This is a genomic window from Streptacidiphilus sp. EB103A (assembly GCF_041261405.1).
GTDB lineage: Bacteria > Actinomycetota > Actinomycetes > Streptomycetales > Streptomycetaceae > Streptacidiphilus.
Map to the genome: position 1 here is coordinate 175,164 of NZ_JBGCAQ010000010.1, position 24,568 is coordinate 199,731.

Annotated in this window: 23 protein-coding genes; 11 read left to right on the top strand and 12 right to left on the bottom strand. The window is 71.5% G+C overall.

The window, feature by feature from the left end:
- Nucleotides 1-16 precede the first annotated feature (16 nt).
- Complete coding sequence (locus ABH941_RS18365) at nucleotides 17-547, bottom strand: tetratricopeptide repeat protein (RefSeq protein ID WP_370130428.1); 531 nt, start codon at nucleotides 545-547, stop codon at nucleotides 17-19.
- 144 nt (nucleotides 548-691) lie between these two features.
- Here ABH941_RS18365 and ABH941_RS18370 point away from each other — a divergent pair, with 144 nt between their 5' ends.
- A complete protein-coding gene (locus ABH941_RS18370) occupies nucleotides 692-1,660 on the top strand; it encodes a DUF5937 family protein (RefSeq protein ID WP_370130429.1) in 969 nt (322 codons plus the stop codon).
- A gap of 55 nt (nucleotides 1,661-1,715) precedes the next feature.
- On the opposite strand, the gene ABH941_RS18375 is transcribed toward ABH941_RS18370, so the two are convergent.
- The 7 genes from ABH941_RS18375 to ABH941_RS18405 form a co-directional block, all read right to left on the bottom strand.
- Nucleotides 1,716-2,594 (bottom strand): ABC transporter permease, encoded by an 879-nt coding sequence (locus ABH941_RS18375; RefSeq protein ID WP_370130430.1) that lies wholly within the window; start codon nucleotides 2,592-2,594, stop codon nucleotides 1,716-1,718.
- On the bottom strand, nucleotides 2,594-3,520 hold the full coding sequence (locus tag ABH941_RS18380) for an ABC transporter permease (RefSeq protein WP_370130431.1): 927 nt from the start codon (nucleotides 3,518-3,520) through the stop codon (nucleotides 2,594-2,596). The genes ABH941_RS18375 and ABH941_RS18380 overlap by 1 nt, the downstream gene beginning before the upstream one ends.
- A complete protein-coding gene (locus tag ABH941_RS18385) occupies nucleotides 3,517-4,668 on the bottom strand; it encodes an ABC transporter ATP-binding protein (RefSeq protein ID WP_370130432.1) in 1,152 nt (383 codons plus the stop codon). The genes ABH941_RS18380 and ABH941_RS18385 overlap by 4 nt, the downstream gene beginning before the upstream one ends.
- A 59-nt stretch (nucleotides 4,669-4,727) precedes the next feature.
- Nucleotides 4,728-5,975, bottom strand: a complete 1,248-nt coding sequence (locus tag ABH941_RS18390; RefSeq protein ID WP_370130434.1) for a spermidine/putrescine ABC transporter substrate-binding protein — start codon at nucleotides 5,973-5,975, stop codon at nucleotides 4,728-4,730.
- Nucleotides 5,976-6,421: 446 nt separating this feature from the next.
- Nucleotides 6,422-8,113, bottom strand: coding sequence for a phenylacetic acid degradation protein PaaN (paaN, locus tag ABH941_RS18395; RefSeq protein ID WP_370130436.1), 1,692 nt, complete (start codon nucleotides 8,111-8,113; stop codon nucleotides 6,422-6,424).
- A gap of 66 nt (nucleotides 8,114-8,179) precedes the next feature.
- Complete coding sequence (locus tag ABH941_RS18400; RefSeq protein WP_370130437.1) at nucleotides 8,180-8,635, bottom strand: MarR family winged helix-turn-helix transcriptional regulator; 456 nt, start codon at nucleotides 8,633-8,635, stop codon at nucleotides 8,180-8,182.
- Nucleotides 8,632-10,110 carry an MFS transporter gene (locus ABH941_RS18405; RefSeq protein WP_370130554.1) on the bottom strand — a complete coding sequence of 493 codons (1,479 nt, stop codon included), beginning with the start codon at nucleotides 10,108-10,110 and terminating at the stop codon, nucleotides 8,632-8,634. The genes ABH941_RS18400 and ABH941_RS18405 overlap by 4 nt, the downstream gene beginning before the upstream one ends.
- Before the next feature lie 97 nt (nucleotides 10,111-10,207).
- Between ABH941_RS18405 and ABH941_RS18410 the strand changes: the two genes are divergently transcribed.
- Nucleotides 10,208-10,807, top strand: coding sequence for a TetR/AcrR family transcriptional regulator (locus tag ABH941_RS18410; protein ID WP_370130439.1), 600 nt, complete (start codon nucleotides 10,208-10,210; stop codon nucleotides 10,805-10,807).
- 18 nt (nucleotides 10,808-10,825) lie between these two features.
- On the opposite strand, the gene ABH941_RS18415 is transcribed toward ABH941_RS18410, so the two are convergent.
- Nucleotides 10,826-11,335, bottom strand: coding sequence for an Lrp/AsnC family transcriptional regulator (locus ABH941_RS18415; RefSeq protein ID WP_370130555.1), 510 nt, complete (start codon nucleotides 11,333-11,335; stop codon nucleotides 10,826-10,828).
- 413 nt (nucleotides 11,336-11,748) lie between these two features.
- Here ABH941_RS18415 and pdhA point away from each other — a divergent pair, with 413 nt between their 5' ends.
- Genes pdhA through ABH941_RS18430 form a run of 3 tightly spaced genes read left to right on the top strand, consistent with a single transcriptional unit; the run spans nucleotide 11,749 to nucleotide 15,139 of the window.
- On the top strand, nucleotides 11,749-12,900 hold the full coding sequence (gene pdhA / locus ABH941_RS18420) for a pyruvate dehydrogenase (acetyl-transferring) E1 component subunit alpha (protein ID WP_370130440.1): 1,152 nt from the start codon (nucleotides 11,749-11,751) through the stop codon (nucleotides 12,898-12,900).
- Nucleotides 12,897-13,922, top strand: a complete 1,026-nt coding sequence (locus ABH941_RS18425; protein ID WP_370130441.1) for an alpha-ketoacid dehydrogenase subunit beta — start codon at nucleotides 12,897-12,899, stop codon at nucleotides 13,920-13,922. The genes pdhA and ABH941_RS18425 overlap by 4 nt, the downstream gene beginning before the upstream one ends.
- An 8-nt stretch (nucleotides 13,923-13,930) precedes the next feature.
- Nucleotides 13,931-15,139, top strand: coding sequence for a dihydrolipoamide acetyltransferase family protein (locus tag ABH941_RS18430; RefSeq protein WP_370130442.1), 1,209 nt, complete (start codon nucleotides 13,931-13,933; stop codon nucleotides 15,137-15,139).
- Here the strand turns inward: ABH941_RS18430 and ABH941_RS18435 are convergent.
- From ABH941_RS18435 to ABH941_RS18445, 3 genes are all read right to left on the bottom strand, one after another.
- The gene (locus ABH941_RS18435) at nucleotides 15,122-15,694 is read right to left on the bottom strand and encodes a GNAT family N-acetyltransferase (RefSeq protein WP_370130443.1); all 573 of its coding nucleotides are present in this window, start codon (nucleotides 15,692-15,694) and stop codon (nucleotides 15,122-15,124) included. The two genes, ABH941_RS18430 and ABH941_RS18435, sit on opposite strands and share 18 nt — an antisense overlap.
- A 91-nt stretch (nucleotides 15,695-15,785) precedes the next feature.
- Nucleotides 15,786-16,115 (bottom strand): rhodanese-like domain-containing protein, encoded by a 330-nt coding sequence (locus ABH941_RS18440; protein WP_134002507.1) that lies wholly within the window; start codon nucleotides 16,113-16,115, stop codon nucleotides 15,786-15,788.
- A 44-nt stretch (nucleotides 16,116-16,159) separates the two neighbouring features.
- A complete protein-coding gene (locus tag ABH941_RS18445; protein WP_370130444.1) occupies nucleotides 16,160-16,993 on the bottom strand; it encodes a hypothetical protein in 834 nt (277 codons plus the stop codon).
- A gap of 224 nt (nucleotides 16,994-17,217) precedes the next feature.
- On the opposite strand from ABH941_RS18445, the gene ABH941_RS18450 reads away from it, so the two are divergent.
- The 6 genes from ABH941_RS18450 (at nucleotide 17,218) to ABH941_RS18475 (ending at nucleotide 24,499) form a co-directional block, all read left to right on the top strand.
- Nucleotides 17,218-19,971, top strand: a complete 2,754-nt coding sequence (locus ABH941_RS18450; RefSeq protein WP_370130445.1) for a SpoIIE family protein phosphatase — start codon at nucleotides 17,218-17,220, stop codon at nucleotides 19,969-19,971.
- Nucleotides 19,972-20,077: 106 nt separating this feature from the next.
- Nucleotides 20,078-20,521 (top strand): MarR family winged helix-turn-helix transcriptional regulator, encoded by a 444-nt coding sequence (locus tag ABH941_RS18455; RefSeq protein ID WP_370130556.1) that lies wholly within the window; start codon nucleotides 20,078-20,080, stop codon nucleotides 20,519-20,521.
- A gap of 130 nt (nucleotides 20,522-20,651) precedes the next feature.
- Nucleotides 20,652-22,784 (top strand): MMPL family transporter, encoded by a 2,133-nt coding sequence (locus tag ABH941_RS18460; protein ID WP_370130446.1) that lies wholly within the window; start codon nucleotides 20,652-20,654, stop codon nucleotides 22,782-22,784.
- A 127-nt stretch (nucleotides 22,785-22,911) separates the two neighbouring features.
- A complete protein-coding gene (locus tag ABH941_RS18465; protein WP_370130447.1) occupies nucleotides 22,912-23,097 on the top strand; it encodes a 4-oxalocrotonate tautomerase family protein in 186 nt (61 codons plus the stop codon).
- A gap of 140 nt (nucleotides 23,098-23,237) precedes the next feature.
- Nucleotides 23,238-23,897 (top strand): zinc ribbon domain-containing protein, encoded by a 660-nt coding sequence (locus tag ABH941_RS18470; protein ID WP_370130448.1) that lies wholly within the window; start codon nucleotides 23,238-23,240, stop codon nucleotides 23,895-23,897.
- A gap of 197 nt (nucleotides 23,898-24,094) precedes the next feature.
- Entirely contained in the window at nucleotides 24,095-24,499 is a 405-nt protein-coding gene (locus ABH941_RS18475; protein WP_370130449.1) for an STAS domain-containing protein, read from the top strand.
- The last annotated feature ends 69 nt before the right edge of the window (nucleotides 24,500-24,568 follow it).

Consider the following 24,568-nt stretch of genomic DNA (forward strand, 5'->3'; position numbering starts at 1 on the left):
TCAACACTACGTCCGGCTACTCCACCGGCTCCTCCACCGGCTGCTCCGGCTCCGGCTCCAGCAGCAGCCGGGCGTAGTTCGCCATCGACCGCTGGTAGCGCGGCAGGTGCGGGGCGAGCGCCGCCACCGCCTCCGCGACGGCCTCGCGCTCGTGCCCGGAGTCGACCAGGCAGAGGGCGAGGGTCGCGCTGATGGCGTCGTCCAGGTGGTCCGAGCCGCGCTCCCGCTCGGCGCGCAGCAGCGCCACGCCCTCCTCCGGGCGGCCCATGTTCCGCAGTGAGCTGGACATCTGGATCGCCACCCGGCGCCGCCGCTCGCCGTCGAGTCCGGCCGCCAGCGCCTGCTGGTAGAGCGGCACGGCCAGGTCGGAGTGGCCGGTGGAGTCCTGGAAGGCGCCGCGCTCGAACAGCAGCACCGGGTGACCCTCGGGGAGCTCGCCGAGCAGCTTCTCGTGCCGGGCCCGGAACTCCTCCTCGGGCAGCGCGGGGAACTCCAGCCAGAGGGCGATGCTGCGCTGGTCCCATTCTTCGCTGATTGCAGTGGTCATGGGAGGAGCTTGGCGACCTTGCCCGGTCGGACGCCAGTGATTAGGTTGAAGCCGAATCACTGCCGTCCCTCCCCCCCGCCGGAGCTCCCCATCGCCGTCACCCTCCGCTTCAGCCCGGCTGACCTGCGGCGGTGCCGGTTCGCCGTGTCGCCCGCCTTCGAGACCCTGTCCGCCGTGCGGGTCACCACGGGCCAGCAGCCGCCGGACCACCACCGCCCCTGGCTGGACTCCGTCCGCCCCCTCCTGGACCGGCCCGACGCCCCCGACCTGCGTCCGCTCACCCTGCTGCAGCCGCGCCGCGGCTACACCCCCGACTTCCTCTCGCCGCCGCCCACCGGCCCGCAGGCCCGGTTCGAGGACGAGCTCACCCGGATCGCCGCCACCCCGCCCGCACAGGTCCGCGCCGAGATCGTTCGCTCGCTCCGGGAGACCCCCGGCGCCGCCGAGTCCGCCACCGGGCGACGGTTGCTGCTCGGCGATCCCGCGGAGGTGCTCCAGCTGATCACCGGGCTGATCCGCACCGCCTGGACCGCGCTGGTCGAACCGGTGTGGCCACAGGTGCGGGCGCTGCTGGACGCCGATGTGGCGTTCCAGAGCCGACGCCTGGCCGAGGGCGGCCTGGACCGGCTCTTCGCCGAACTGCACCCGATGCTGCGCTGGCAGGGCAATGTGCTGACCCGGGTGTGCGGCGAGGACGACCACCGGGACCTGGACGGCGAGGGGCTGGTGCTGATGCCCAGCGCCTTCAAGTGGCAGGAGGTCGTGGTCATCGTCGACCCGCCCTGGCAGCCCACCGTGGTCTACCCGGTCCGGGGTCTGGGCACCCTCTGGCCGTCCCGGTCCGCCGATGCCCCGACCACGGACGGCACCGCCGCCCTCGCCCGGCTGATCGGGCGCACCCGCGCCGCCCTCCTCACCGGCCTGAACAGCCCGGCCAGCACCCAGTTCCTCGCGCACCGCTACGCGCTCGCCCCCGGCACGGTCTCCGAGCATCTGACCATCCTCCGCGACGCCGGCTTCGTCGTCGGCGAGCGCCACCGCCACGAGATCCGGTACCGCCGCACTGACCTCGGCACGGCGGCAGCGAACGCACAACGTGCCTTGTCCCGCTGAGCTGAGAAGCCAGCGGGACAAGGCACGTTGCCGACAGCGCGGCTGACAGCGCGCCCTACCTCCGCGTCGCCCGCATCCTACCGAGGACCGTCGACACGGCGATGATCACCATCGTGCCGATCAGCATGATCGAGCCGATCACATTGATCTGCGCCGGGTACGACCGCTGCACCGAGCCGAAGATGTACATCGGGAAGGTGGTGCGCTGGCCGGCCGTGAACGCGGTGATGATGTAGTCGTCGATCGACAGCGCGAAGGCCAGCAGCGCGGCGGCGGCGATGCCGGGGGCGACCAGCGGCAGGGTCACCTTCATGAACGTCTGCGTCGGGGTGGCGTAGAGGTCCTGCGCGGCCCGTTCCAGCGTCGGGTCCATGCCCGCCAGCCGGGACTTGATGGTCACCACCACATAGCTGAGACAGAACATCACATGCGCGATGGTGATGGTCCAGAAGCCCAGCGAGCCCGGGCCGATGGTGTTGAAGAACAGCGCCGTCAGGGTGGCGCCCATGACCACCTCGGGGGCGGCCATCGGCAGGAACAGCAGGGCGTTGATGCCGGAGCGGGCCTTGAAGCGGTGCCGGACCATCGCGAAGGCGATCATCGTGCCCAGGGCGGTGGAGACCAGGGTCGCGATCAGGCCGATCTCCAGGGACAGGCCCATGCTGCTGCACAGTTCCTGGTTGGCGCAGGGGTGGGCCCACGCCTCGGTGGAGAACTGGTTCCAGGTGTAGTCGTACTTGCCGATCGGCTGGTTGAACGACATCACCAGGATGACGGCGTTCGGCAGCAGCATGAAGATGAAGATCACCACGGTGGCGGCGAGCAGGACGTGGTCGCCGATCCAGGCGAGCGGGCTGCGGCGGCGGATCTTCAGCGGTGCCTTGGAGATCGGCGCCGGGGAGACCGGGGCCGGGGAAGCGGTTTGAGTCGCCATCAGATCAGGTCCTCCGTACCGGCCTTGCGGATGTACAGCATGACCAGCACCAGCGTGCCGACCATCATGATGACCGACATCGCCGAGCCGACCGGGTAGCCGTCGGTCTTGCGCAGGAACAGGTTCTCGATGCTCTGGCCGACCACGCCGGTGTTGGCGTTGCCGAGCAGCTGGGCGTTGATGTAGTCGCCGATCGCCGGGATGAAGGTCAGCAGGGTGCCGCCGATCACGCCGGGCATGGACAGCGGGAGCGTGATCCGGCGCCAGGTCTGGAAGGTGCCGCAGTAGAGGTCGTTGCCGGCCTCCAGCAGCCGCGGGTCGATCTTCTCCAGCGAGGTGTACAGCGGGAGGATCATGAACGGCAGGAAGTTGTAGACCATGCCGCAGACCACCGCACCGGGGCTGGCCAGCACATGCGTGCCCACGGTGATCCCCAGCCTGCGGGTCACCCCGAGGATGTGCAGGTCGTTCAGGACCCGGACCACGAAGCCGTTGTCCGCCAGGATGGTCTTCCAGGCGATGGTGCGGATCAGGAAGCTGGTGAAGGAGGGCACGATCACCAGGGCCATCAGCAGCGACTTCCACTTGCCGCCCTTGAAGGCGATGAAGTACGCCACCGGGTAGCCCAGGGCCAGGCAGAGCACCGTGGTCGCCACCGAGAAGATCCCGGAGTGCAGGTACTGGCGCCAGTACGGCTTGATCGCGTCCGCGTAGTTGGCCCAGTGCCAGGTCAGCTTGAAGCCGTCGTCGAAGTTGCCGGTCTGGACCGACGCCGACACCGAGGTGAGGATCGGGATCAGGAAGAAGAGGATCAGCCACAGCAGTCCGGGCAGCAGCAGCACCCAGGGGGTGATGTTGCGGCGCGGCTTGCGGTCCTCCGGGGGCGCCTCGGCCGCCGGGGCCTTGTCGAGCAGGGCGGTACTCATGCGGCGCCCTCCTCGTCCAGGGCCGCGCCCGCCTCGATGTCCTGGGCGCCGTCGAGGCCGAAGCCCTGGCTGGGGTCCCAGTGCACGAAGACCTCGCTGCCGGGGCGCTGGATCTCGCGGCCGGTGTTCTGCTCGAAGACCGAGAGCTCCTCGCCCGAGGGCAGCCTGACCAGGTACTGGGTGGAGACGCCGATGAACGAGGTGTCGGACACGGTGCCGCTGAGTGCGTTGAATCCGCTGGGGACGTCGGCCTCGCTCACCGCGAGCTGAACCTTCTCCGGACGGACACCCAGGATCACCTCGCCCGACACCGAGCGACAGCGCTTGGCGTCCAGGGTGAGCTTGCGGCCGTGCGCGGAGACGGTGACCACGTCGTCCGTGGCCGTCTCGACCGTTCCGGGGATCAGGTTGGACTGGCCGAGGAAGTTGGCCACGAAGGTGGTCGCCGGGTTCTCGTAGAGCTCGGCGGGGGAGCCCAGCTGCTCGATCCGGCCGTGGTTCATCACCGCGATGGTGTCGGCCATGGTCATGGCCTCCTCCTGGTCGTGGGTGACGTGCACGAAGGTGAGGCCGACCTCGGTCTGGATCCGCTTGAGCTCGATCTGCATCTGACGGCGCAGCTTGAGGTCCAGCGCGCCCAGCGGCTCGTCCAGCAGCAGCACCTGGGGCTCGTTGATCAGGGCCCGGGCCAGCGCGATGCGCTGCTGCTGGCCGCCGGAGAGCTGGGTGGGCTTGCGCTTCGCCAGGTGGCCCAGCTCGACCAGTTCGAGCATCGCCTCGACCTGCGGCTTGACGCTCTTGAAGCCGCGGCGTCGGAGCCCGAAGGCGACGTTCTCGAAGATGTCCAGGTGCGGGAAGAGCGCGTAGTTCTGGAACACCGTGTTGACCGGCCGCCGGTAGGGCTTGGCGTCAGTGACGTCCTTGTCACCGAGGAAGATCTGGCCCGCCGTCGGGTCCTCCAGGCCGGAGACCATCCGCAGCGTCGTCGTCTTGCCGCAGCCGGACGCGCCGAGCAGGGCGAAGAAGGAGCCCTGAGGGATGGTCAGGTCGATACTGTCGACCGCCGTGAACGCGCCGAAGCGCTTGGTGAGGCCGACCAGGCGGAGGTCGCCGCCCTCGGTCCGGCCCATAACGTCAGTGGAGCCCATCGAGATTCTTCTTTCGCATCGGCGTCGGTGAGGTGTCCGTCGAACGGGGGGCGGGCGGCCTACTGGCCGATGGCCTGCTGGAACCGGCTGGTGTAGTCGTCGAGCTGGGCGATGGTGAGCTTCATGAACCCGTGCGCGTTCGCCTGCATCTGCTTGGTGGGGACGATCAGCGGCGAGGCGGCCGTCGGCGGGTCCAGCTTCTGCAGCGCCGCCACCGCGCCCTGGACCGAGGGGACGTAGTCGATGTAGTCGGAGAGCTGCGCCGCCACATCCGGCTCGAGGTAGTAGTTGAGCATCTTCTCGGCGTTGGTCTTGTGCCGGGCGAAGTTGGGGATGACGCAGTTGTCGGACCAGGCCAGCAGTCCCTCCTTGGGGAGGTCCAGGGTGACCAGGTAGTCCACCCCGAGCTGGGCCACGTCGCCGGAGTAGGCCATGGTCACGGCGGTGTTGCCGTTCTGGAAGTCGCTCAGGTAGTCGTTGCCGGTGAAGTTCCGCACCTGGCCCGAGCTCAGGGCCCTGCGCACGTACTCCAGCGCCTCGTTGAACTGCTTGTCGGTGAACTGCTCCGGGTTGTGGCCCAGGGCGAGCAGCGCCAGCGCCACGGTGTCCTCCATCTCGCTGAACAGCGAGACCTTCCCGTGCAGGTCGGCCCGAGTGAACACCTCGGCGATGGAGGTGATCGGGGTCTTCACCAGCTTGGTGTTGTACGCGATGGTGGTGAAGCCGTAGGCCCAGGGGACGGAGAAGCGGCGGCCGGGGTCGACCGGGTCCTTGAGGACGCTCGGCAGCAGGTTGCCGTGGTTGGGGATGTTGGCGAGGTCCAGTTCCTGGATGTAGTCGTACGTCCGGTACTTGGCCACCATGTAGTCGCTGACGACCAGCACGTCGTACCCGGTGTCGATGCCCTTGACCAGGTACGGGTCGACCTTGGTGTAGAAGTCGTTGTTGTCGTTGATGATCTCCAGGTAGTCGACCTGGATACCGGTCTGCTTGGTGAAGGCGTTCAGCGTGGGGTGCACGCTGGGGTGCTTGTCGTCCTGGATGTCGATGTACGCCGGCCAGGTCGCCCAGACGACCTTCTTCTCGGTGGCCGAGTGGTCCTTGCCCGCCTGTCCGGTCGCCTTGGCGCCGTCGGGGACGACATGCCCCTGGACGCCGCAGGCCGACAGCGCTCCGGCGCCCGCCACGGCGAGACCGCCCGCGGTGGCACCCCGGAGCAGCGAGCGGCGACTCATCGCGGCGGTGGTGGAACGGGCGCGGGTGCGGTTGGTGAACCGCGCCAGGTCTTCGAGGCTGAGGCCCTTCATGGGAGTGATGTGGCCTTTCTGTCAGGCGGCACGGAAGGGGATGGGGACCGAGATTAGGGCGAAAAGCTGCGGTTTCCAGGCTTCCAGCCGTGTTCGACAGCGGAATCGTTATCGTTCACGCCATTTGGCAACGTGATCCGCATTAGCGCTCACCCTGAGTCACCCGGCGTCCCGAAAGCCAGATACAGGATGTAAAAGGCGCAACAGAAGCCCTGCACATCTGACAGCCGAAAGCCGCAGGGGCCGTACGGGAGAATCCCCGTGCGGCCCCTGCGGCTTGAGCGTCATGTGCGGCATCCCTGCTCCGGAATCGGTCGCCCGAACCCGGAAGCGGAGGGGCGTTCACCAGTTTCCCTAGAGTCTGGGCCCTGGTGTCGCCGCACATCAGCAGGCAGTGCGTCAGTCGTCCGTACGCGTCCTTGACAGGTTGCTGCTACCGGTCCGCGCTACCGCAGCTCGCGCCGGACCTCGACGACCCGGAAGCGGTTGGCCACGAAGGCCGCGTCGCAGTAGGCGGAGTTGGCGGTCGGGTTGGCGCCGGTGCCGTGCAGGTCGGAGAAGGCGGCGGTCTGGTTGACGTAGACCTGCCCGGTGAGGTTCAGCGACAGCGACACCCCCGAGTCCAGGCAGGCGTCCACCACGGCGGCCTCCACCTCCAGGGAGGTGGTGTACGCGGCGGCGGTCATCGCGCCGCGCTCGCGCACGGTCTCGCGCAGCAGTTCGACGGCCTGGGCGGTGGAGTCCACCGCGACCGCGAAGGCGACCGGCCCGAAGCACTCCCCGGGCAGGGCGTCCCTGGCGATGTCCAGGCCGACCAGCGCCGGGGTGCGGACCACCGCGTCCGGGAACTCCGGCACCGCGACGGCCCGTGGCGCATGCAGCAGCTCCCCGAACTCGCCCTTCTCCGCCTGCTCCAGCCGGTGCAGCACGCCCGGGTTGACGATCGCGCCGAGCAGCCCCGCCGCGCGGGCGTCGTCGCCGAGCAGCCGGTCCAGCGAACGTCCGAGGTCGGCGACGACCTCGGCGAAGGTCTTGTGCCCCTGGTCGGTGTCCAGTCCGGCCCGGGGCAGCAGCAGGTTCTGCGGGGTGGTGCACATCTGGCCGCTGTAGAGCGCCAGCGAGAAGGCCAGGTTGCCGAGCATCCCGGCGTAGTCGGCGGTGGAGTCGATCACGATCGTGTTGACCCCGGCCTTCTCCGTGTAGACCAGCGCCTGCCGGGCGTTCTGCTCCAGCCAGTCGCCGAACTCGCTGGACCCGGTGTAGTCGACGATCCGCACGTCCGGGTGCAGGGCGAGGGTCTTCGCCAGGCCCTCCCCGGGCTGCTCGGCGGCCAGCAGCACCACGTCCGGGCTGAAGCCGGCCTCGGCGAGCACCTCGCGGGCGACCGAGACGGTGAGCGCCAGCGGCAGCACGGCCCGCGGGTGCGGCTTGACCAGGACGGGGTTGCCGGTGGCCAGCGAGGCGAACAGGCCCGGGTAGCCGTTCCAGGTCGGGAAGGTGTTGCAGCCGACCAGCAGCGCGGTCCCGCGCGGCACCGGGGTGAACTCCTTCACCAGGCGCAGTGGTTCGCGCTTGCCCTGCGGCTTGGTCCACTCGGCGCGCTCGGGCAGCCGGGTCTGCTCGGCGTACGCGTAGGCCACCGCTTCCAGGCCCCGGTCCTGGGCGTGCGGGCCGCCGGCCTGGAAGGCCATTCCGGCCGCCTGTCCGGTGGTGTGCATGACGGCGGCGCCGAACTCGGGGGAGCGGGCGTTGATCCGGGCGAGGATCTCGCAGCAGACCGCGGCCCGCGCGAGCGGTCCGGCGGCGGCCCAGCCGGGGCGCGCGGCCCGGGCTGCCGCGAACAGCGCCTCCGGGTCGCCGGCGTGCGGGTAGGCCACCCCCAGCGCGGGCCCGAACGGCGACTGCTCGCCGCCCTGCTCGGGCGCCGGACCGACCAGCCCGTCCGTCCCGGGCTGGTCCAGCAGCAGCTCCCGACCCTGCAGGGCGTCCATCCCGACCGGCTCCCCGTACGCCCGGGGCGACTCGGGGTAGGGCGACCAGTAGTCGCGTGCGGCGAGCGCGGCGAGGGCCTGGTCCAGCGTGGCCCGGTGACGGTCGATCAGCTCGGCGTACTGCTCGGGGGACTTCTCGTGGGACATGGAGGCACTCCTCAGTGAGTCCTGGCTACACTGCCGGAACTCAGACTAACCGAATGATCGGTCGGTTCAAGGGGTGGACGCGGACGCCCCCGTCACCTTCCCCAGCACCCGCTCCAGCAGCGCCAGCTCCTCCTGGTCCAGCGCCAGCAGCCGCTGCGGTGGCCGGGCCAGGATCGACTCGGCCAGCTCCGCCATCTCCTGCCCGGCCGGCGTGTTCGTCACGATCTTGCAGCGGCGGTCGTCGGGGTGGACGCTGCGGACGACCAGACCCCGCCGCTCCAGATCGTCCACGACCAGCGTGGTGTACGGCTTGTCGGTCCGTAGCCGTGCGGTGAGCTCGCTCATCCGCAGCGGCCCGGCCGCCAGCCGCCGCAGGACCTTGCTGCGGATGAAGCTCATGCCGGTCACCTCGGCCAGCTGCACCAGACGCTCGTCCTCCTCCAGCACGAGTTCGCGCATCACCCGGTAGGCCCGGGTCGCGGCGACCAGCCCCTGCTGCCCGTCCTCTGCGGCGGCACTCATGCGGCGACCTCCGTCCTGACGGCCGCGGGCCCGCTGAGCCTGGCGGCGTTGCGGGCGGCGGTCCCCCGGGCCCAGGCGCCGGTGGTGAGCACGCCCAGGACCAGCACCGCGAGTCCGCAGCCCACCGTGATCCACCAGCCGACGTGGCTGGCCTCGGTGAAGGCCGCCGCGCCGGCGGATCCGTGCACCGAGGAGGTCACCACGGAGACGATGACCGCGACCCCCAGCGACTGGCCGACCTGACGGCTGGTCGAGGCGACCGCGGCGGCCACCCCGGCCTGGCTGCGCGGCATCCCGGAGACGGCGGTGTTGGTGATCGGCGCGTTGACCATCCCGAAGCCGAGGCCGAACAGCAGGTAGGCGGCCATCAGCTGGGCGACCGGGGTGGTCAGGCTGAGCCCGGTGAGCATCAGCCCGCTCGCGGACATGGTGACCCCGGCGACGATCAGCGGGACGCGTGGGCCGCGGGCGCCGACGATCCGTCCGGACAGCGGCGCGAACACCACCGTCATCGCGGCCATCGGCAGGGTGTAGAGACCGGCTCTCAGCGCGCTGTAGCCGAGGGCGTTCTGCAGGTAGAGGGTGTTGAGGAAGAGGAAGCCGGCCAGCGCCGCGAAGCCGCATACCGCGATCACGGTGGCCCCGGAGAACGGGACGCTGCGGAAGAAGCGCAGGTCGATCAGGGGTTCGTCGCGGCGCGGCTCATAGGCCAGCAGCCCGGCCAGGGCGGCGACGCCGAGGGCGAAGCAGCCGATGGTCTGCACCGAGGTCCAGCCGGCCGTGGGCGCCTCGATGATGCCGTAGGTGATCGAGGCCAGCAGGGTGATCACCAGCAGCTGGCCGACCGGGTCCACCCGGCGCGCCTTCGCCGCCTTGGACTCCGGCACGAAGCGTCCGGCCAGCACCAGCGCGGCGATGCCGACCGGGATGTTGATCCAGAAGATCGACTGCCAGCCGACCGACCCGACCAGCAGCCCGCCGAGGACCGGTCCGAGCGCCATGCTGACGCCGACGGTGCCGCCCCAGACGCCGATGGCCCGGGCGCGCTCGCGGGGGTCGGTGAAGGTGTTGGTGATGATCGACATGGCCACCGGGTTGAGCATCGAACCGCCGACGGCCTGGACCATCCGCGCCGCGATCAGCCAGCCCAGGCTGGGGGAGAGGCTGCAGAGCAGCGAGCCCAGGGTGAACAGGGCGAGACCGGCCTGGAAGGTCCGGCGCCGGCCGATCCGGTCCCCGGTGGAGCCGGAGAGCATCAGCAGGCTGGCCAGCACCAGGGTGTACGCGTCGATCGTCCACTGCAGCCCGGAGACGGAGGCGTGCAGATCGCGCTGGACGGAGGGGAGCGCCACATTCACGATCGTGTTGTCGAGGCCGACGATGAACAGGCTCATGCAACAGATGGCGAGGATCAGGAAGCGCCTTCGGGCGCTCAGCGGTGCTCCGGTGGTGACCGGTATATCGGCTTCCTCCATGGCGACCTGCTTCATCAGTTGGACTTCTATAACCGTTATGACAGTACAACTATCTCCCCGTGGGTGCCACCCAGGGGCTGCCGCTAGGCTGCGCAGCATGGTCGACAACCCGCGCGTGCAGCGCCGTGACGCCTACACCGTCGAGACGCTGCTCGCGGTGACGGTGCGGGTGTTCAACGAGCGCGGCTACGACGGCACTTCGATGGAGGACCTCTCCCGGGCCGCCGGCATCAGCAAGTCGTCGATCTACCACCATGTCCGCGGCAAGGAGGAGCTGCTGCGGCTGGCCGTGGGCCGGGCCCTGGACGGCCTGTTCGGCATCCTGGACGAGCCCGCCGCCACCGCCGGCCGCGCGGTCGACCGGCTGGAGCACGTGGTGCGCCGAACCACCGAGGTGCTGGCCGCCGAACTGCCGTACGTCACCCTGCTACTGCGGGTCCGCGGCAACACCGCCACCGAGCAGTGGGCGCTGCAGCAGCGCCGCGCCTACGACCACCGGGTCGCGGAGCTGCTGGCCGAGGCCGTACGCGACGGCGACCTGCGCGCCGACATCGAGCCCAGGCTGGCCACCCGGCTGCTCTACGGCATGATCAACTCCCTGGTGGAGTGGTACCGGCCGGGACCGGACGAGAAGTCCGCGCAGCACATCGCCGACGCGGTGACCCTGCTCGCCTTCGGCGGGCTGCGCGCGCCCTGAACGACAGGCGCCGGGTGCTCAGTCCGGCAGCACCGGCGTCCGGTCGGTCTCGTCGAAGACCAGCAGGGTGTGCGTGCCGAGCACCTCCGGGATCGCCTGGATCCGGTTCAGCACCAGCTCGCGCAGGGCCCGGTTGTCCACCGTGTGCACCAGCATCAGTACGTCGAACTCCCCGCTGACCAGGGCCATGTGCTCGACCCCCGGCAGTTCCAGCAACTGCCCCCTGACGGTGCGCCAGGAGTTCTGAACGATCTTCAGGGTGATGTACGCGGAGGCGCCCTGCCCGGCCCGCTCATGGTCAACCCGCGCGGTGAACCCCCTGATCACGCCGGACTCGACCATGCGCGCGATCCGCGCATAGGCATTGGCCCTGGACACATGGACCCGCTCGGCGACCGAGCGGATCGAGGCCCGCCCGTCCTGCTGCAGCAGCCGCAGGATGGCCCGGTCGATCCGGTCCAGCTGACGCGAGTCGGAGCCCCCGGCATCCGCACCACCAGTGCCGCTTCCCCCCACCCCGTCGGACAGTGACGAGGACCCCGACGAGGACGCCGAACCGGCCGGCTTCCGGCCGCTCCTCCGCTCCGGCTCCTGACGGCCGGCCCCGGGGCGCGCGGCGGGGGCCGCCGGATGCGCAGCCCGGCCGCCGACCGAGCCGGGAACAGCGGCCGACGCGGAGCGCTGACGGGCCCGTTCGGCGATCCATTCGGCCGCCGATCCCGACCGGACGGGGGGCAGCGGCGAGTGCCGGGTTCGGCGGGGCTCACCCGGTCCGGCCATCTGTTCAGCGGACATGGTTCTTTCGCCTCCCCTGGTGGACACCCTGATTCCAGCACAGCGCGGGAGCAGCCGTTTGTCCACCACTTGCTCGCGACAGTAGCCGATTCGATCAATCGACCGAACAATCGGTAGGGAGCAGTGGCCCGCACCGGAGGAGCCCGATGACCGTTCTCGATCATGACCTGGCGGCCGCCTGGACGCCGGACGCGCACGGCCCGCGCCGTGACCCCGCACCGCTGCTTCCCGACAGCGAGCCGGTGCGCATCCTCGGCACGCCCGCCCTGCGCCGCACCGCCGACTCCCCCGGCGGCCGCGAACTGCTGCGCGACCTGCACCGGCGGCTGGTCGTCGGACGGCGCTTCAACCAGCAGGCGACCACCCTCACCAAGCAGGGCCGGCTGGCCGTCTACCCGGCCTCGACCGGCCAGGAGGCCTGTCAGATCGCCGTGGCGAGCGCGCTGCGTCCAGGCGACTGGCTGTTCCCCAGCTACCGCGACACCCTCGCGGTGGTCTCCCGCGGCGTGGACCCGCTGCAGACGCTGACGCTGCTGCGCGGCAACGCCCACTGCGGCTACGACCCCTACGAGCACCAGGTCGCGCCGCTCTCCACCCCGCTGGCCACCCAGGCGCCGCACGCGGTGGGCCTGGCCCATGCCGCCCGGCTGCGCGGGGAGTCCACCGTGGCGCTGGCCCTGGTGGGCGACGGTGGCACCAGCGAGGGCGACTTCCACGAGGCGCTGAACTTCGCCGGGGTCCTGAACGCCCCGGTGGTCTTCCTGGTCCAGAACAACGGCTACGCCATCTCCGTCCCGCTCGCCAAGCAGTCCGCGGCGCCGACCCTGGCCCACAAAGCAGTCGGCTACGGCATCCAGGGCCGCCTGGTGGACGGCAACGACGCGGTCGCCGTGCACACCGTCCTCAGCGAGGCGGTGGAGCACGCCCGGACCGGGCGCGGGCCGGTACTGGTCGAGGCGGTCACCTACCGCCTGGAGGCGCACACCAACGCAGACGACGCCGGGCGCTACCGGAGTGCCGCGGAGGTCGAGCGCTGGCAGGCACGCGACCCGCTGACGCTGATGGAACGCCATCTGCGCGAGGCCGGGGTGATCGGCGACGCCGACGTCGCAGAAGCGGCGGCCGAGGCCGAGGAACTGGCCGATCGTATGCGGACGTTGTTTCACGTGAAACCTCAGCTGGACCCGATGTCGCTGTTCGCCCATGTGTACGCCGAGCCCACCCCGCAACTGCGGGAGCAGGCGGCGCAGCTCGCCGCCGAGCTGGCGGCCGAGGCCGCGACGGAGGAGCGACGATGACCACCGCCGCCCCGTCCCGTGCCCAGCCCACCCAGCCGCCCCGCACCGCGACCCTTGCCTCGGCCCTCAACCGCGCCCTGCGCGACTCGCTGCGCGAGGATCCCGCCGTGCACATCCTCGGCGAGGATGTCGGCACCCTGGGCGGGGTCTTCCGGATCACCGACGGCCTGGCCGCCGAGTTCGGCGCCGACCGCTGCCTGGACACCCCGCTGGCCGAGGCCGGCATCCTCGGCACCGCCGTCGGCATGGCCATGTACGGGCTGCGCCCGGTGGTGGAGATGCAGTTCGACGCCTTCGCCTACCCGGCCTTCGAGCAACTCGTCTCGCATGTCGCCCGGATGCGCAACCGCACCGCCGGCCGGATGCCGCTGCCGATCACCGTACGGATCCCCTACGGCGGCGGCATCGGCGGCGTGGAGCACCACAGCGACTCCTCCGAGGCCTACTACGCCCACACCCCCGGGCTGCACGTGGTCACCCCGGCCACCGTGGCCGACAGCTACGGGCTGCTGCGGGCCGCCATCGCCTCCGACGACCCGGTGGTGTTCCTGGAACCCAAGCGGCTCTACTGGTCCAAGGACGACTGGTCCGCCGAGGCCCCGGCCCAGGTCGAGCCGATCGGACGCGCCGTGGTCCGCCGCCAGGGCACCTCGGCGACCCTGCTGACCTACGGCCCGTCCCTTCCGGTGTGCCTGGAGGCGGCCGAGGCCGCCCGCGCCGAGGGCTGGGACCTGGCCGTGGTTGACCTGCGCAGCCTGGCGCCGTTCGACGACGAGACGGTCGCCGCGGCGGTACGGGCCACCGGGCGCGCGGTGGTGGTGCACGAGTCGTCCGGCTTCGCCGGGGTCGGCGCGGAGATCGCCGCCCGGGTCACCGAACGCTGCTTCCACCACCTGGCCGCCCCGGTACTGCGGGTCACCGGCTTCGACATCCCCTATCCGCCACCGATGCTGGAGCAGCACCACCTGCCCGGGGTGGATCGCATCCTCGACGCCGTGGCAAAACTCCAGTGGGAGCAGTGATCGCCCCGATGCCTTCCGTGCGCGAGTTCCCGCTGCCCGACCTCGGCGAGGGCCTGACCTCGGCGGAGATCGTCCGCTGGCTGGTCGAGGTGGGCGACGTGATCCAGGTGGACCAGCCGGTCGCCGAGGTGGAGACCGCCAAGGCCGTGGTCGAGGTGCCCTGCCCCTACGCGGGCGTGGTCACCTCCCGCTTCGGCGAGGCCGGTACCGAGGTGCCGGTGGGCGCGGCGCTGGTCACCGTCGCGGTGGCGTCCGCACCGGACGAGCCGGCCGGGGGCTCGGGCTCGGGCAACGTCCTGGTCGGCTACGGCACCGCCGAGCCGTCCACCACCAGACGCCGCCGCGTCGGCGTTGCGGCAGCCCTCGCACCTGCTCCGGCACCCGTCCCCGCCGTCATCTCCCCGCTGGTGCGCCGACTGGCCCGGGAGAACGGCATCGACCTCGCCACCGTCACCGGCAGCGGCCCCGACGGACTGATCATGCGCGCCGACGTGACGCTTCCTCGGACGGCGCCCCAGGCAGCGGCTGCTCCGACCGAGGAGGTCACCCCCCTGCGCGGCGTCGCCCGCCTCGCCGCCGAGACCTTCTCCCGCAGCCGACGCGAGATCCCGGACGCCACCTGCTGGGTGGACGCCGACGCCACCGAACTGCTGGCCGCCCGCAGGACTTTGGACCTCGGACTGCTCGCCCTGCTGGCCCGGATCTGCACCGCCGCGCTGGCCCGGCACCCCGAGCTCAACTCCAGCGTGGTGACCGGTCCGGACGGAGCCGCCACCGGCGTCCGCCGCCACTCCGCGGTCCATCTGGGCTTCGCCGCGCAGACCCCGCGCGGCCTCGCCGTTCCCGTGGTCAGGGACGCGCACCTGCTCAGCACCGGGCAGCTGGCCGCCGAGTTGTCCCGGCTCACCGCGGCCGCCCGGGAGGGCCGGCTCAGCCCGGCCGAGCTCACCGGCGGCACCTTCACCCTCAACAACTACGGCGTCTTCGGCGTCGACGGCTCGACGCCGATCATCAACCATCCCGAGGCAGCCATGCTCGGGGTGGGCCGGATCGCGGCCAAGCCCTGGGTGCACCAGGGGGAGCTGGCGGTCCGCCAGGTGGTGCAGCTGTCCTTCACCTTCGACCACCGGGTCTGCGACGGAGCGGTCGCCGGAGCCTTCCTGCGCTTCGTCGCCGACGCGGTGGAGTCCCCGGTGATGCTACTGCGCAACCTCTGACCGGTCCTCTGCCCGTTCCTTTGCCTGCCCGGCCTGCCGCCCGACCGACCTCCCCGCCGAGCGCAGCACGAACCTGGGCAGTCCGTCGTCGGCGACCCCGTCCCGCTGGAAGCCCGACCGGAGCAGCACGGCCTGTGAGGCCGTGTTGTCCGGCTCGGTGTGCGCGACCACCCGGGCGACGCCCTCCCCGGCCAGCGCATAGGCCGTCAACAGCCGTACTGCCTCGGTGACATAGCCGTTGCCGCGCGCTGACGCGGCGAGGTCGTAGCCGATCTCGACACCGCCGCCGCTCGGCGGGCCGTGGAAGCCCGCACCGCCGACGGCCGCCCCGTCCTGCAGCCGGACGATCGCGAAGACACCCCACTCCGGCTCGAACACGCCCCCCTCGACCGCTCTCACCACGCCGCCGCAGGCGTCCCTGGTGCCCTGGAACGGGCCGTCGGGGACCCAGTCGAACCCGCCGTCCCCGCCGCGCGCCAGCGCCTCGGCGGCGTCGGGGCCGATCGCGCGCAGTTCGATCCGGTCGGTGCGCAGTACCGGTCGTGCGTAGTTCATCTGGCCCCTTTGCGCCGGTTGTCCACTCAGGCCAGCATGACGGACCCGACAGGGGCCGCACAGGGGAATTCACGCAAGAGGCGGACCGGTCCTACAGCACGAAGGGGTTGCCGTCCGCGCTCGTCATCGGCCGGCCGGCCGCCTCCCAGGCGTACATCCCGCCGTCGACGTTCACCGCGTCCCGGCCCTGGGCCACCAGGTACTGCACCACCTGGGCCGAGCGGCCGCCGACCCGGCACAGCACATAGAGCTTCTGCTCCGGCAGCTCCTCGATCCGCGCCATCAGCTGGCCCATCGGGATGTGCAGCGCCCCGTCGACATGGCCCGCCTCCCACTCGTCCTGCTCCCGGACGTCGAGCAGCGCGGCGCCCTCGGCGGGCACGGAAGCGGCGTCCACAGTGGGGACGGAAGCGTGGAACATCTGACTCTCCAGGGGTCGGGTACTGCCATTGTCGCCGACGGCGGTCACACCGTGCCGACCAGCCGGTCCAGTTCGGCCTGCCGGGTCGCGACCGACTCCAGCAGCTGCTCGGCCAGCACCTCCAGCAGCGCGTCCGGGTCGTCGGGGAGCAGCATCAGCAGCTGCCCCATCGGGCTGTCGACGAGCTCCGCGCGGGCCTCCTCGATCCTGCGCAGCCGCGCGGTCAGCCAGTCCAGGCGCTGCCGCAGCCAGGCCAGCCGCTCCGGGGTGCCCTCGGACGGGGCCCCGGTGTCGCCGGTCTCGCCGGCCCACTCCTCGGCGAGCGCCGCCAGGGCCAGCACGTCCCCGCGCGCATAGGCCTCGTTGACCCGGGCGATGAAGGCGCCGCGGAGCTCCTGCTCGGCCGGGTCCTGGGCCAGGTCCGGGTGGGCCCGGCGGGCGAGGTCCCGGTAGAGCCGCTGGGCCTCCTTGTCGGGCCGGATCCGCTGCGGCGCCTGCGGAATGACGGGCTGTTCGGGCCCGTCCCCCTCGGCCGCCCCGTCCGACTCACCGCGGGCCGCCGCGTCGGCCTCGGCGAAGAAGGCCTCCAGGTCCGGCATCGGCTCGACCACGTTGCGCGCCTCGAAGGCCCGCCTGATGTCCTCGGGGTCGCCGGTCCGGGCCGCCGTGGCCTCGGCGATCAGCGCGTCCAGCTCGTCCAGGCGCACATACATGGGGCCCAGGCGCTGGTGGTGGACCAGGGCGAAATTGTCCAGCTCCACCCGCAGGGTCTCGACCTCGACCTCGGCGTCGACCCATCGGGCCTCGGTCTCCGCGATCTGCTCCTCGAGCTGCTGCTCCTCCGGATCGATCCAGCGGACCGGACTGTCGGCAGCCATCTCGCAACCTCACTGCTTGTTGTTTGTCCCGCGTGTCAGCCCCGTCACCCTACTGTCCCCGGGTTGTGCCCGAGGGCGCACACTAGGGCGTGCGAGCCCGCGTGCACCACTGGCCGAGCTAAATGTTCCCCGATGTCAGGCAGCGGAGGCAGGTTTCATGCTTGCCTGGGGTATTCCAGTAGGTGCCGGCGCTCGGAGCGGCAGGTGCACGAGAGAGGGTGAGTATGGCGGAAGAGACCTTCGCGGCTCCTGAGCGAGGGCGGCGCAAGGCTGCCCTGAACGACTCCGCCCTTGGCTCTCCTGCCCCGTACGAGGCCATGAACCCGGCGAACCCGGCGAACCCGGCGAACCTGGCGAGTGCGGCACGTCCGAGCAGTCCGCCGTCGGCCGATCCGGCGCGTTCCGCGCCCCCCGGTGTGGTCGCCGTGGTGCGGCTGGCCGCACTGATGATCGATCCCGACGGACGCGTGTGCCACTGGAACCGCGCGGCCGAGGAGGTCTTCGGCCACCGCCGCGACGATGTCTTCGACCGCCCCGCCGCCGGGCTGCTCCCGCTGGCCAGAACCACCCCGTCGGCCTCCCCCTCGACCGGCCGCCTCGGCAGCGCCCTGGACCAGCTGGACGACCTCACCTCCTACAACCCGTCCTGGTCCGGCGAGCTGCTGGTGACCGACCGCGACGGCCGGGCCGTCGACATCCTGTGCTGGGCCTACCGGTTGATCGAGCCGGCCGGACGCAGCCTGCTGGTGCTGGCCGCCGACGCCAGGCCGCTCCGGGCCTCCGGGCCCCGGATCGCCCTCGGCGACCAGCTGCTGCCCTACGCGGCCACGGCCGCCACCGGCGCGGGCGGCCTCCAGGTGGCGCCGGCCCGGTGCGCACCGACCGGTGTCGCCGACTCGGCCCGCACCGCCGAGCGGCTGAGCGCGCTGCTGCCCCGTACCGCGGAGGACCGACGGCTGCGGCTGATCGGGCAGATCGCGGCCGGGGGCGCACCCGCGCTGCTGGTCGACGGCACCCTGCGGCTGCCGGTGCTGCCGCAGGAGTTCCCCGACGAGCACTCCCTTTCGACCGGACACGGGGGGCCGACCGGGCACGGGCCCGACCCGCACACCGAACGGCTCCGCGAGTTCCCCCAGCCCCGCGGCGAGCAGGTCCGCGCCGAGCAGCCCCGCGGCGAGCGGCCGGTCGGCGTCCGGCTGCGCCGTCCCGGCACCGAGGACGGGCCCTTCAGCGGCCCTCCGACGGTCCCGACGCTGCTGCTGCCGGCCGGACTCGCCGACGGCAGCACTCCCGTCCCACTGCCCACCGCGGACCCCGTCAATGAGCAATTGCGGCTGCTGAGCCACGCCGGCGCCCGGATCGGCACCACCCTGGACCTGGATGTGACGGTCCATGAGCTGTGCCAGGTCGTCGTCCCCGGCATCGCCGACTTCGCCTGCGTCGACCTGCGTGACCGGCTGATCGTCGACACCGAGCTGCCGCGCGACCGCCCCGACGACGAGACCCAGCTGCGCCGGGTGGCCCGCGCCTTCAGCGAGTCGCTGGCCGGCTGGGAGCACCAGGTCCACGAGGGCACCCTGTTCTCACTGTCCCGCACCACTCCCTCCGGCCTGGCGCTGCAGAGCAACCAGCCGGTGCTGGTGCCGGTGGTCGAGCCGGCCGTGGCCGAGGAGTGCGCCGTCGGGCGCGGCTCGAGCCTGCTGGCGCCACTGTTCGAGGGCCGCTCGATGCTGGTGCTGCCGCTGGCGGCACGCGGCACCGTGCTGGGCATCCTGACGCTGCTGCGCAACGCCGACCAGCCGCCGTTCGACGAGACCGACGCCGCGTACCTGCGGGAACTGGCCGCCCGCGCCGCGCTGTCCATCGACAACGCGCGGCTGCACCGGATGGAGGCCAAGACGGCGCTGACGCTGCAGCGCAGCATGCTGCCGAGCCGTCCGCCGAAGATCCCCGGGGTGCTGATCGCGCACCGCTACATCCCCGGCGACCGCCGGGCCGAGGTCGGCGGCGACTGGTTCGACGCGGTGCAGCTGCCGGGCAGCCGGGTGGCGCTGGTGGTCGGCGACGTGATGGGCCACGGCCTGCACTCGGCGGTGGCGATGGGCCGCTTCCGCACCGCGATGCAGACCCTGGCCGCCCTGGACCTGCCGCCGGGCCAGATCCTGCGGCACCTGGACAACCTCTCCCAGCGGCTCGGCGACGACCACCTGGCGACCTGCCTGTACGCGGTCTACGACCCGATCGCCCGCACCTGCACGCTGGCCAGCGCCGGGCACGTGCCGCCGGTTCTGGTCCACCCGGACGGGCGCGGCGAGCTGCTGGAGATCCCCTCGGGCGCGCCGATCGGCGTGGGCGGGGTGCCGTTCGCCTCCCGGGAGATCAAGGTCTCCGACGGCAGCATGCTGGTGCTGTGCACCGACGGCCTGGTGGAGATGCGCGGCGGCGACATAGGGGACGGCCTGGCCGCCCTGTGCGGCGACATCGTCGACCCGCGGCGCAGCCCGGACGAGGTCTGCGACACGGTGCTGGAGCGGCTGCACACCGACGACCGCAGCGACGACCTGGCGCTGCTGATCGCCCGCTTCGACGGCATTCCGCCGCAGGACGTGATCTCCTGGTCGCTGCAGCTCGACTCCACCGAGGTGCACCGGGCCCGGATGATGGTCCGTGAGCAGCTGGCGCTGTGGGGCCTGGAGGAGCTGAGCGAGACGACGGAGCTGCTGGTCAGCGAGTTGGTGACCAATGCGCTCCGGGTGGCCAAGGACCGGGTCGAACTGCAGTTGATGCGGGTCGGCAAACTGCTGGTGGAAGTCAGCGACGACGACCACAACCTGCCGTCGCTGGAGCCCTCCGAGGCACTGGACGAGGACGGCCGCGGCCTGAGCCTGGTCAGCCATCTCTCCGCGCGCTGGGGGACCAGCCGCAAGGCGGTCGGCAAGGTGGTCTGGTTCGAGCTGCCACTGCCGCACCGCGGCTGACGGCCGGTCTGCGGAACCCCTTCTTTGGTTGTATTATGCAACCAAAGAAGGAGTTCCGATGCCTACCCCCACCCCACTGCCCCCCACTCCCATGCCCCCCACCCCCATGCCCGCCACCCCCATGCCCGCCGCCGCCCGCGCCGATTCGATCGACTCGATCCAGCGCGAGCTGACCGCCGTGGCCCGCCGCGCCCGCTCGGTGACGGCGCAGATCCACCCCGGCCTGACCCTGGTCACCTACACCCTGCTGGACCACCTGCACGAGCGCGGCGGCTGCCGGGGCACCGACCTGGCCGCCCACTTCCTGCTGGACAAGTCCACCGTCAGCCGGCAGATCTCCGCCCTGGAGCGGCTCGGCCTGGTCGAACGGACCGCCGATCCGGAAGACCTGCGCGGCCAGATCATCCGCCCCTCGGCGGCCGGCGCGCAGCTGCTCGCCGACGTCCGCGAGCGGCGGCACCAGGCCTTCCTGAGCCGCCTCGCCGACTGGCCGGACGACGACCTGGAACGCTTCGCCTGCTATCTCACCCTCTACAACGCTCGTACCTGACACGAGACGCGACGACCGACCCCGCGCCCGCCCCCCTGCGGACCTGCGGTGCTTGACACCGTCCACAGCGACGTCACATCGTTGAGCCACGACTCGCGATGTATCGCGTCCAATTGGGGGATACACACATATGAACCTCGCCCGGCGGCTCGCCGCCCTGCCCTGCGGAAGACGAAGCAAGTGGGTCGTCCTCGCCGCATGGATCATCCTGCTGCTCGTGCTCGCACCGCTGGTCGGCAAGCTCACCGGCGCCGAGGACAACCAGGCGTCGAGCTGGCTGCCCGGCAGCGCCGAATCGACCAAGGTGCTGAACCTGGAGGGACGGTTCACCAGCACCCAGAGCGCCCCGGCCGTCGTCCTCTACGTCCGCGACTCCGGCATCACCGCCGCCGACAGGGCCAAGGCCACCGCCGACGTCGCCGCGTTCGCATCCGCCCCGCACGTCCAGGGGCGGATCACCGGGCCGGTCGAGTCCCAGGACGGCAAGGCCCTGCAGACCGTGGTGCCCATCGACATGGCCAGCGGTGGCTGGAACAACCTCACCCCGGCCGTCGACAAAATGCGCAGCACCGCGACCCAGGGCGACCCCGGCCTGACCGTGCACGTCACCGGGCCGGGCGGGGTCGGCGCCGACCAGAGCAAGGCCTTCGCCGGGATCGACGGCACCCTGCTCTACGCCACCCTGGGCGTGGTCGTCGTCCTGCTGCTGCTCACCTACCGCAGCCCGACCCTGTGGCTGCTGCCGCTGCTGTCCTCCGGGCTGGCCCTGACCGCCGCCGAAGCCGTCATCTACCTGCTGGTCAAGCACGCCGGACTGACCGTCAACGCGCAGAGCGGCGGCATCCTGGTGGTCCTGGTCATCGGCGCGGGCACCGACTACGCCCTGCTGCTGGTCGCCCGCTACCGCGAGGAGCTGCGCCGGCACGAGGACCGGCACGAGGCCATGGCCGAGGCCATGCACCGGGCCGGACCCGCGATCATCGCCAGCGCCGCGACCGTCGCCGTCAGCATGCTCTGCCTGCTGTTCGCGCGGATGAACTCGACCAGCGGCCTCGGCCCGGTCTGCGCCATCGGCATCGCGGTCGCGCTGGCCGCGATGGTGACCCTGCTGCCGGCCCTGCTGGTGATCTGCGGGCGCTGGATCTTCTGGCCGGTCAAGCCGGCCTTCGGCACCGCCGAGCCGACCGAGAGCGGCGTCTGGGCCAGGGTCGGCGGCGGTATCTCCCGCCGTCCCCGGCTGGTCTGGGTCGGGACCACGCTGGCCCTGGGGGCACTGGCGCTCGGCCTGTTCAGCCTCAAGGCCGACGGCCTGTCCACGGCCGGCGCCTTCACCGGCAAGCCCGACTCGGTGGTCGGCCAGACCGTACTGGCCGAGCACTTCCCGGCCGGCTCGGGATCGCCGGTGGTCGTGATCACCACGGCCGGCGCGGCGGCGCAGGCGCAGTCGACCCTGGCGGGGGTCCAGGGCATCGCCTCGACCACCCCGCCGGTGGTCAAGGGCGACCTCGCCTACCTCACCGGCACCCTGTCCTCCGCACCCGACAGCAAGGCCGCCCAGGACACCGTGGACCGGGTCAGGGCCGCCGAGCACGCCCTCCCGGGGGCGCAGGCCAAGGTGGGCGGTAACACCGCGGTGCAGCTGGACACCCATCGGGCGTCCCGGCACGACGACTACCTGATCATCCCGATCGTGCTGGTGGTGGTGCTGCTGATCCTGGCGCTGCTGCTGCGGGCGGTGGTGGCGCCGCTGCTGCTGATCGCGACGGTGGTGCTGTCCTTCGCCTCGGCCCTGGGCGTCAGTTCGTTCGCCTTCGCCCACCTGTTCCACTTCCAGGGCGAGGACACCGCCTTCCCGCTGTTCGTGTTCGTCTTCCTGGTGGCCCTGGGCATCGACTACAACATCTTCCTGATGACCCGGGTCAGGGAGGAGTCCTTCAACCGGGGCACCCGCGGCGGCGCGCTCGCCGGGCTGGCCGCGACCGGCGGTGTGATCACCTCGGCCGGTCTGATCCTGGCCAGCACCTTCGGCGTGCTGGGGACGCTGCCGGTGGTCGGCTTCGCCGAGATCGGCTTCGCGGTCTGCCTGGGCGTGCTCCTGGACACCCTGGTGGTCCGCTCGATCCTGGTCACCGCGCTGGCCATGGACCTGGACCGGCGGCTGTGGTGGCCCAGCGCGCTGGGCCGGATCACCGCACCGGGCACGGCACCGGCGGCCCGGGGCGGCACCGCAGCCCTCGACCCGCAGTCGGAACGCACGACCTGACCGCACGACCTGGACGGCCCGTCAGCAACCCGGCTGACGGGCCGTCGGTCTTCTTCGCCATCGCCGTCGGCGAGGATGGCACCCGAGTCATCCCGTCCCCGTCCTTTCCTCACAAGGAGTCAGCACCGTGCCGCTCATCCAGGTCAAGCAGATCGCCGGACGCACCGAGGAGCAGAAGCGCGCCCTCGCCCGCGAACTCACCGACGCCTACGTACGGGTGATGGGGAACAAGCCCGAGTCGGTATGGGTCACCATCGACGAACTGCCCGCCGAGAACTGGGCCACCGGCGGAACGCTGATCGCCGACCGCTGAGGCCCAACGGCGCTGCGGCACGGCGGACATAACGGTTCTGAACGGAACATCCGTCGACCCGTGCCCTCCGCCGTGCCGTTGTGCCACCCTGTGCCTGCAGGGATCCGACCGGGTACAGCAGGTGTGGGGGAAGCAGCGCCATGAGCAACGAGATCTACTTCAGCAACAACTACCGTGACCTGTGCGAACAGCACGGCACCGGAGCCGGGTTCCAGTTCGAGTTCTCCTGCTGGCGCTGCTCCGACACCTGGCGCTCCGCCTTCCAGCCCTACACCAGCGGACGGATGGCGGGCTGGGCCGACCGCGTGGTGGGCAGCGCCTGGGGCGCGTTCGGCCGCGCCGGCAGCGAGGCCTCCAGCGCGCTGGGCGGGCTGGTCGGCGCCAACTGGGGCCCGGCCAAGGACGCCGCCTTCCAGAAGTCCATCGACGACGCCAAGACCCACTTCAACCGCTGCGGCCGCTGCACCAACTACGTCTGCGCCCGCTGCTGGAACGCCGCCCAGGGCCTGTGCCTCGGCTGCGCCCCCGACACCGCCGCCGAGGCCCTCGCCGCCCAGCAACGCGGGCTCAACGACGCGGTCTCGCAGCGCGCCTACGAGACCGGCAGCGCCCAGGCCGCCTCCTTCGACACCGACCAGCGCCGGCAACTGGTCTGCCCCCAGTGCAGCACCGAAACCCACGGCGCCCGCTTCTGCCCCGGCTGCGGCCACCGGCTCGCCCAGGCCGACCACTGCGCCTCCTGCAACGCCGAGATCCCCCAGGGCGCGGCCTTCTGCCCGGACTGCGGCACCCGACGCTGACCCGCGGACGCGGATTCTTGTGCCTTTGTGCCTGGTGGGGTCGGCATACGGCCAGAATGTGGCCACAAGCGGACGCTACCTGGCAACAAGGCGTCGAACTCCTGAAAGTCCGGCGCACTCGCTTACGCTCGTGACAGCGGAACCCGGGACCCCGGTCTCGCCCAGCAGCAGGCAGGCCGAGGCAGGGAGACGTTCCGATGGATGTCGGCAGCGGATATGGCGTCAAGGTGATCCTCGCCCGCCACCGGGTCGTCACCGCGTCCGGGGAACTGGATCTGGTCACCGCGGAGGATCTGCGGTTCGACCTCCTCGGGGGCATCCGCGCCGGAGGCGGTGCGATGGGCGCGGCCGGCCGGGGTCTGGTCGTGGACCTGCTGGAGGTGACCTTCATGGACTGCGCGCCGCTGGGGGTGCTGTGCTCGGCCCGGGCCAGGGCCGAGCACAGCGGCGGCTGGCTGCGGCTGGTCTACGCCCAGGACCGGATCACCCGACTGCTGACGGTGACCGGGCTGCGCGGCCAGTTCCCGCGCCACGCCACCGTCGCCGACGCCCTCGCCAACCGCCCGGCCGAGCCCGTCACCGGGGGTTCCGCACTACGCTGAGTACAGCGCCCGGCACCGGCCAAGCGCCACCGGAACCAGGGGGCGCGATGAACACCGACACACCCTGCG

What these genes read in the sequence shown, in the direction of transcription:
- ABH941_RS18365 (WP_370130428.1), bottom strand. Translation starts at nt 547, where the DNA reads ATGACCACTGCAATCAGCGAAGAATGGGACCAGCGCAGCATCGCCCTC.
- ABH941_RS18375 (WP_370130430.1), bottom strand. Translation starts at nt 2,594, where the DNA reads ATGGCGACTCAAACCGCTTCCCCGGCCCCGGTCTCCCCGGCGCCGATC.
- ABH941_RS18380 (WP_370130431.1), bottom strand. Translation starts at nt 3,520, where the DNA reads ATGAGTACCGCCCTGCTCGACAAGGCCCCGGCGGCCGAGGCGCCCCCG.
- ABH941_RS18385 (WP_370130432.1), bottom strand. Translation starts at nt 4,668, where the DNA reads ATGGGCTCCACTGACGTTATGGGCCGGACCGAGGGCGGCGACCTCCGC.
- ABH941_RS18390 (WP_370130434.1), bottom strand. Translation starts at nt 5,975, where the DNA reads ATGAAGGGCCTCAGCCTCGAAGACCTGGCGCGGTTCACCAACCGCACC.
- paaN (WP_370130436.1), bottom strand. Translation starts at nt 8,113, where the DNA reads ATGTCCCACGAGAAGTCCCCCGAGCAGTACGCCGAGCTGATCGACCGT.
- ABH941_RS18400 (WP_370130437.1), bottom strand. Translation starts at nt 8,635, where the DNA reads ATGAGTGCCGCCGCAGAGGACGGGCAGCAGGGGCTGGTCGCCGCGACC.
- ABH941_RS18405 (WP_370130554.1), bottom strand. Translation starts at nt 10,110, where the DNA reads ATGGAGGAAGCCGATATACCGGTCACCACCGGAGCACCGCTGAGCGCC.
- ABH941_RS18410 (WP_370130439.1), top strand. Translation starts at nt 10,208, where the DNA reads ATGGTCGACAACCCGCGCGTGCAGCGCCGTGACGCCTACACCGTCGAG.
- pdhA (WP_370130440.1), top strand. Translation starts at nt 11,749, where the DNA reads ATGACCGTTCTCGATCATGACCTGGCGGCCGCCTGGACGCCGGACGCG.
- ABH941_RS18425 (WP_370130441.1), top strand. Translation starts at nt 12,897, where the DNA reads ATGACCACCGCCGCCCCGTCCCGTGCCCAGCCCACCCAGCCGCCCCGC.
- ABH941_RS18430 (WP_370130442.1), top strand. Translation starts at nt 13,931, where the DNA reads ATGCCTTCCGTGCGCGAGTTCCCGCTGCCCGACCTCGGCGAGGGCCTG.
- ABH941_RS18435 (WP_370130443.1), bottom strand. Translation starts at nt 15,694, where the DNA reads ATGAACTACGCACGACCGGTACTGCGCACCGACCGGATCGAACTGCGC.
- ABH941_RS18440 (WP_134002507.1), bottom strand. Translation starts at nt 16,115, where the DNA reads ATGTTCCACGCTTCCGTCCCCACTGTGGACGCCGCTTCCGTGCCCGCC.
- ABH941_RS18445 (WP_370130444.1), bottom strand. Translation starts at nt 16,993, where the DNA reads ATGGCTGCCGACAGTCCGGTCCGCTGGATCGATCCGGAGGAGCAGCAG.
- ABH941_RS18450 (WP_370130445.1), top strand. Translation starts at nt 17,218, where the DNA reads ATGGCGGAAGAGACCTTCGCGGCTCCTGAGCGAGGGCGGCGCAAGGCT.
- ABH941_RS18455 (WP_370130556.1), top strand. Translation starts at nt 20,078, where the DNA reads ATGCCCGCCACCCCCATGCCCGCCGCCGCCCGCGCCGATTCGATCGAC.
- ABH941_RS18460 (WP_370130446.1), top strand. Translation starts at nt 20,652, where the DNA reads ATGAACCTCGCCCGGCGGCTCGCCGCCCTGCCCTGCGGAAGACGAAGC.
- ABH941_RS18470 (WP_370130448.1), top strand. Translation starts at nt 23,238, where the DNA reads ATGAGCAACGAGATCTACTTCAGCAACAACTACCGTGACCTGTGCGAA.
- ABH941_RS18475 (WP_370130449.1), top strand. Translation starts at nt 24,095, where the DNA reads ATGGATGTCGGCAGCGGATATGGCGTCAAGGTGATCCTCGCCCGCCAC.